General features: G+C 68.4%; 6 protein-coding genes. 1 reads left to right on the top strand and 5 read right to left on the bottom strand.

All coding sequences use genetic code 11. From position 1 onward, the window contains the following. Together pstS (ABB34_RS11560) and pstS (ABB34_RS11555) are read right to left on the bottom strand one after the other, a co-directional pair. A partial coding sequence (pstS, locus tag ABB34_RS11560) for a phosphate ABC transporter substrate-binding protein PstS (RefSeq protein ID WP_057641475.1) occupies positions 1–914 on the bottom strand: 914 nt, incomplete at its 3' end. Positions 915–1392: 478 nt separating this feature from the next. Then, entirely contained in the window at positions 1393–2406 is a 1014-nt protein-coding gene (gene pstS / locus ABB34_RS11555) for a phosphate ABC transporter substrate-binding protein PstS (RefSeq protein WP_057641474.1), read from the bottom strand. Positions 2407–2661: 255 nt separating this feature from the next. On the opposite strand from pstS (ABB34_RS11555), the gene ABB34_RS11550 reads away from it, so the two are divergent. Further along, a complete protein-coding gene (locus ABB34_RS11550; RefSeq protein WP_057641473.1) occupies positions 2662–3918 on the top strand; it encodes a porin in 1257 nt (418 codons plus the stop codon). A gap of 228 nt (positions 3919–4146) precedes the next feature. Here ABB34_RS11550 and nth read toward each other — a convergent pair whose 3' ends face one another. From nth to ABB34_RS11535, 3 genes are all read right to left on the bottom strand, one after another. Next, positions 4147–4779 carry an endonuclease III gene (gene nth / locus ABB34_RS11545; protein ID WP_057641483.1) on the bottom strand — a complete coding sequence of 211 codons (633 nt, stop codon included), beginning with the start codon at positions 4777–4779 and terminating at the stop codon, positions 4147–4149. A gap of 80 nt (positions 4780–4859) precedes the next feature. After that, positions 4860–5210 carry a hypothetical protein gene (locus tag ABB34_RS11540; protein ID WP_152979600.1) on the bottom strand — a complete coding sequence of 117 codons (351 nt, stop codon included), beginning with the start codon at positions 5208–5210 and terminating at the stop codon, positions 4860–4862. Between the two features lie 11 nt (positions 5211–5221). Continuing rightward, entirely contained in the window at positions 5222–6004 is a 783-nt protein-coding gene (locus ABB34_RS11535) for an enoyl-CoA hydratase/isomerase family protein (protein ID WP_057641472.1), read from the bottom strand. Between the last annotated feature and the right edge of the window lie 3 nt (positions 6005–6007).

The raw sequence follows: 6007 nt of genomic DNA, 5'->3' as shown, positions 1-6007 counted from the left end.
ATGAAGTTGGTGGCGGTGATCGGCCATGCGCCGGCGCCCGGTGCATTGGTGATGACCAGGTTGAAGTCGCGGGCGCCGGCCCAGTCGGCGCTGGCCGCGGCGGCGGCGAAGGTTTCGGCGCTCGGCTGCACCCAGTTGCCGGCCGCGTTTTGCAGCGAGGCATACGGCATGTCGTTCTGCAGCGCATAGGCAAGCTCGACGTAGCCCAGCGAGCCCTTCATCTGCTGCACGTAGGAGGCCACGCCCTCGTTGCCCTTGCCGCCGACGCCGTCCGGCCATTGCACCGAGGTGCCTTCGCCGACCTTGCTGCTCCATTCGCCGCTGACCTTGGACAGGTAGTTGGAGAAGTTGAAGGTGGTGCCCGAGCCATCGGAGCGGTGCACCAGGGTGATGCGGGTGTCGGGCAGGGCCAGGCCGGGGTTGACCGCGGCGATGGCCGCATCGTTCCACTTGCCGATCTTGCCAAGGTAGATGTCGGCCAGCAGCGGGCCGCTCAGGCGCAGCTGGCCGGGCCGGATGCCTTCCAGGTTCACCACCGGCACCACGCCGCCGATCGCCGAGGGGAACTGGCCGAGGCCGGCCTGCGCCAGTTCCTCGCTGGAAAGCGGCTTGTCCGAGGAACCGAAGTCGACGGTGCCGGCCTTGATCTGGGCGATGCCGCCGCCCGAGCCGATGGACTGGTAGTTGACCTTGGCGCCGGTGGCGGCGTTGTAGTCGGCCGACCACCGTGAGACCAGCGGGAAGATGAAGGAGGCGCCGGCGCCGGAGATCTCCGCGCTGACCTTGTCGCCGGCGGCTGCCGGGTTGCTGGTGTCGGCATTGGCCGACGGGGCGGCCTGCTTGTCGCCGCAGGCCGACAGGCCCAGCGCGATGGCCAGGGAAAGGGCGGCAAGGCCGGTGGTGTGCAGCTTCATGCGTCGCTCCATAGCGGGAGAAGGGCCGGCGCTGCCGGCGGATGACGCTATGAAATGATGTTTTTGTTACAGGCTGATGACGGCGGGGAATGGAAGAAAGCCGTATGCGTTGCGCTGACGGTGTTCCCTGCCGGTTGCATCACGAAACTCGAATCCGCCATTGAGCCTTCATTCCCCGTTCCCTGTTCCCCATCCCCCGCCCCACAAAAAAGTGGGGTAGGTCGGGGCTACGCCCCCGACGCCACGAGTCCCGGAGCACCGGGGATGTAACCCCGGCCTACTTCGGGGCCATCGTTGCCTTCCCGTTCCCTGTTCGTCCTTCCCCGCCCCACAAAAAACCGCCGGGAGCGGTTTTTGACATCGCCCGTCGATGGCCCGAAGGGTTGCCGCCATGGATGGCGGCAACAAAAAAAGCGCGGATCACCTGATCCGCGCCCGAGGCGACGAGGGAGAGGGACTCGCGCCTCCTTGCTCCTGCTTATTTCAGGTTCTGCTGGTTCCAGTAGGCCTCGATCTGCTGCACCAGCGCGTCCGGCAGCGGCACGTAGTCCAGTTCGCGGGCCTGGCTCCTGCCGCTGGCGTAGACCCAGCGGAAGAAGTCGGTGGTGTTCTTCAGGCTGCCGGGCCTGGAGTTCTTGCGCACCAGGATGAAGTTGGTGGCGGTGATCGGCCACGCATTGGCGCCCGGCGCGTTGGTGATGACCAGGTTGAAGTCGCGGGCGCCGGCCCAGTCGGCGCTGGCCGCGGCGGCGGCGAAGGTTTCGTCGCCCGGCTGCACGAAGTGGCCGGCGGCGTTCTTCAGCTGCGCGTGGGCCAGCTTGTTCTGCAGCGCGTAGGCCAGTTCGACATAGCCGACGCCGCCGCGGATCTGCTTGACGTAGGCGGCCACGCCTTCGTTGCCCTTGCCGCCGATGCCCACCGGCCACTGCACGGTGGTGCCTTCGCCGACCTGTGCCTTCCACTCCGGGCTGACCTTGGACAGGTAATTGGTGTAGTTGAAGCTGGTGCCCGAGCCGTCGGAGCGGTGCACGACGGTGATCTTCAGGTCGGGCAGGGCCAGGCCGCCGTTGAGCGCGACGATGGCCGGGTCGTTCCACTTGCCGATCTTGCCGAGGAAGATGTTGGCCAGGGTCGGGCCATCCAGCTTCAACGCGCCCGGTTGCAGGCCCGGCACGTTGGCCACCGGCACCACGCCGCCGATCACCGACGGGAACTGCGCCAGGCCCGAGGTGGCGAGGTCTTCGGACTTGAGCGGCGCGTCGGACGAACCGAAATCGACGGTGCCGGCCTTGATCTGGGCGATGCCGCCGCCCGAGCCGATGGACTGGTAGTTGACCCGGTTGCCGGTGGCGCCGGCGTAGTCGGCCGACCACTTGGACATCACCGGGAAGACGAACGAGGCGCCCGCGCCGGTGATGTCGGCGGCCTGCGCGGCCAGGGCGAACGAGGCAATGGCGGCGCCGGTGAGCAGGCGGAGTTTGAAGGAACGCATCGCAGTGTGACTCCTGAAGGGTGGTGTGGCCGGTGGGGCCGGCAGGGCGCCATTGCAGCGCCCGCGGATGAATCTTTTGCGACTTTCCGGTGACGGTTGGATGACATCGCGGCGCGGGCTCCGGCGTCTTCGGAATGTCATGGAGGTGTCGCATGACTGTCATCCAATTAACGGAACCTTCGCAAAACGCCTGCCTGGCCGCTGCCGGAACGGCGCTTTCGCAAAGCCCTTCCACCCTCATTGGAGAGAACCCAGATGCGTCCCCATTCGCTCGCCCTCGCGGTTGCCGCCAGCCTCGGCATGGCCGTGGCCCCGGCCTTCGCCGCCAGCAACCCCGCCGTGACCCCGGCGCAGCTGGAACAGCTGCAGGCGCAGATCGCCGCGTTGCAGGCGCAGGTGCAGCAGTTGCAGAGCCAGTCCGAATCATTGCAGGCGCAGTCCGACGCGCAGTCGGAAGTGAACGTGACCCAGGCGCAGGCGATCGAGACCGCGCAGAAGGCACAGTCCGGCGTCGACAAGCTGGCCAAGCTGGTCAACGACAACAAGATCGGCGGCCGCATGTTCTTCGACGTCAGCAGCGTCGACCAGAAGCAGAACGGCCGGAAGACCGACGCCACCGGCACCGGCTTCGACGTCAAGCGCTTCTACCTGACCGTGGACCACAAGTTCAACGACACCTGGTCGGCCAACCTGACCACCGACTTCCAGTACAGCTCGGCGATCGGCAACACCGAACTGTTCGTCAAGAACGCCTACGTGCAGGGCAGCTTCGACCCGGCCTTCGTGCTGAAGATCGGTGCGGCGGGCATGCCGTGGACCGGCTACGTCGAGAAGTACTACGGCTACCGCTACGTCGAGAACACCCTGACCGACCGCCTGAAGTACGCCAACTCGGCCGACTGGGGCGTGCACGCCAGCGGCGACTTCGGCGGCGGCGTCAACTACGCGGTGTCCGTGGTCAACGGCGCCGGCTACAAGAACCCGGGCCGCAGCAAGGGCGTGGACGTGGAAGGCCGCCTGGCCTGGGAAATCACGCCGGAATTCGGCGTCGCCGTCGGTGCCTACAGCGGCCATCTGGGCCAGGAAAAGCAGAACGACGGGGCCGAGAAGCGCTACAGCCGCGGCGACGTGATGGTCGCCTACGCCGGCCCGGCGTTCCGCGTGGGCGGCGAATACTTCACCGCCAGGAACCTGGGCTACGTGCAGCAGGCCGCGGTGCCGGCGGTCAGCGACAAGGCCACCGGCTGGTCGCTGTGGAGCAGCGTGAACGTGGCGCAGGTGGCCAACGGCGACGTCAGCCTGTTCGCCCGCTACGACAACACCGATACCAGCAAGACGCTCAACCCGTTCCGCGAGGACAAGTACTGGAACGTCGGCGTCGAGTTCCCGGTGCTGAAGAACTTCAAGCTGGCCGCGGTGTACAAGGACACCGACGCGCTGGCCGGCTCGCTCGCCAGCCCGGTCCGGACCGAGACCAGGGAGCTGGGCATCTGGGGCGACGTGAAGTTCTGAGGCCCCGCGCCCTTCGATGGAATCGCGCGACGGCGGGCTTCGGCCCGCCGTTTTTCCTTGCAGCGCCCCGGGCCTGTGGATGCGGGGCCTGCCCCGCATGTGCCCGGTCGGTGGAGCGCGTGCGGCAGCCACGCGTAGGCCGGGGCTACGCCCCCGGCGTATCAGGATGCAGGCGACGGGCCGGGAGCATGTCGGGGGCGTAGCCCCGACCTACGCGTTGCGCGCACTTCAGACGGTCTTGTCCCGGTAATGGCACAGGTCGCGGATCACGCATTGCGGGCAATCCGGCTTGCGTGCCTTGCACACGTAGCGGCCGTGCAGGATCAGCCAGTGGTGCGCGTCCTGCATGAACTCGGCCGGGATCACCTTCAGCAAGCCATCCTCCACCGCGCGCACGTCCTTGCCCGGCGCCAGCCCGGTGCGGTTGGCGACGCGGAAGATGTGCGTGTCCACCGCCATCGTCGGCTCGCCGAAGGCGGTGTTGAGCACCACGTTGGCGGTCTTGCGGCCGACGCCGGGCAGGGCTTCCAGCGCGGCGCGGTCGGCCGGCACTTCGCCGCCGTATTTCTCGACCAGGATCGTGCAGGCGGCGATTACGTTCCTGGCCTTGGCGTTGTACAGGCCGATGGTGGAGATGTAGCGCTTCAGCCCTTCCTCGCCGAGCGCGAGGATGGCCTGCGCGGTGTTGGCCACCGGGAACAGCTTGCGCGTGGCCTTGTTGACGCCGACGTCGGTGGCCTGCGCCGACAGCGTCACCGCCACCAGCAGCTCGAACGGCGAGGCGTATTCCAGTTCGGTGGTCGGGTGCGGGTTGAGCTCGCGCAGGCGGGTGAACATCTCGCGCACTTCGGCGCCGGTCATGCGCTTGCTGCTGCGCGGCGCCGGCGGCTTCTTCGCCGCGGCCGGTTTTTTCGGCGTGGTCTTGTTCACTGCTTTCGCATTCATGCGGAGGGCTTTCCCGTGGCCCGTGCCTTGGCGCGGGCGAGGATGGCGGCCGCCGCCGGGGGCAGGGCGGGTTTGGTGTTCACGGCCGGCGGCGGCGCACGGCGCGCCTCGCGCTCGGCGGCGCGGCGGGCCAGGCGCGCGGCGCGGGCGCGGTGGCGTTCGCGCGCGGCCCAGGCATCGCGCAGGCGTCGTTGGGTGTCCTGCAGCAACTGCGGCAGGCGCGGGTCCAGCGCCGCGTCACCGGGCTGCGCCACGTAGTCCATCAGGCCGGCATCGAGCGCGGCATCGATGTCATCGTCCAGCACGTACTGCAGCAACTGCCGGGGCGATGCGGAAGGGGTGGGCATTGCGATGCGGCTCAGCAGTTGCGGAATTCCGGCTTGCGGCGTTCGAGGAAGGCGGCGGTGCCTTCGCGCATATCCTGCGTGGAGAACATCAGCCCGAACTGCGCGCTCTCGTATTCCAGCCCTTCGGCGATGCCGCATTCGCCGCCGACGTTGACCGCGTCGAGCATGCCGCGCAGCGCCAGCGGCGCGGCGTTGGCCAGTTGCGTGGCGATCTTCAGGGTTTCCGCTTCCAGTTCGGCGGCCGGCACCACGCGGTTGACGATGCCCAGTTGCTGCGCGCGTGCGGCGTCGATCGGCGCACCGAGCAGGCACAGTTCCAGCGTCGCCGCGCGCCCGGCCAGCCGCAGCAGGCGCTGGGTGCCGCCGAAGCCGGGGATCAGGCCGAGGTTGATTTCCGGCTGGCCGAGCTTGGCGCTGTCGGCGGCGACACGCAGGTGGCAGGCCATCGCCAGTTCCAGCCCGCCGCCCAGCGCGAAGCCGTTGACCATCGCCAGCACCGGCTTGGGCAGGCGCTCGATGCGGCGCATCAGGCGCTGGCCGAGCAGCGAGAAGTCGCGGCCCTGAACCGGGGTGAGCGCATTCATTTCGGCGATGTCGGCGCCGGCGACGAAGGCCTTGGGGCCGGCGCCGGTCAGCACCACCACCCGCACGTCCTCGGCCTGGGCGGCCTCGGCGAAGGCCGCGTCCAGCGCCTGCAGGGTCTGCCGGTTCAGCGCATTGAGCTTTTCCGGGCGCTGCACGGTGAGGGTGCGGACGCCATCACGGGTGCTGATCGAAACCGGTAGGTCGGACATGCG

It is taken from the genome of Stenotrophomonas daejeonensis, from assembly GCF_001431505.1.
Lineage (GTDB): Bacteria > Pseudomonadota > Gammaproteobacteria > Xanthomonadales > Xanthomonadaceae > Stenotrophomonas > Stenotrophomonas daejeonensis.
The sequence above is the reverse complement of the archived record's forward strand: the minus strand, read 5'-3'. Positions and strand labels throughout refer to the sequence as shown.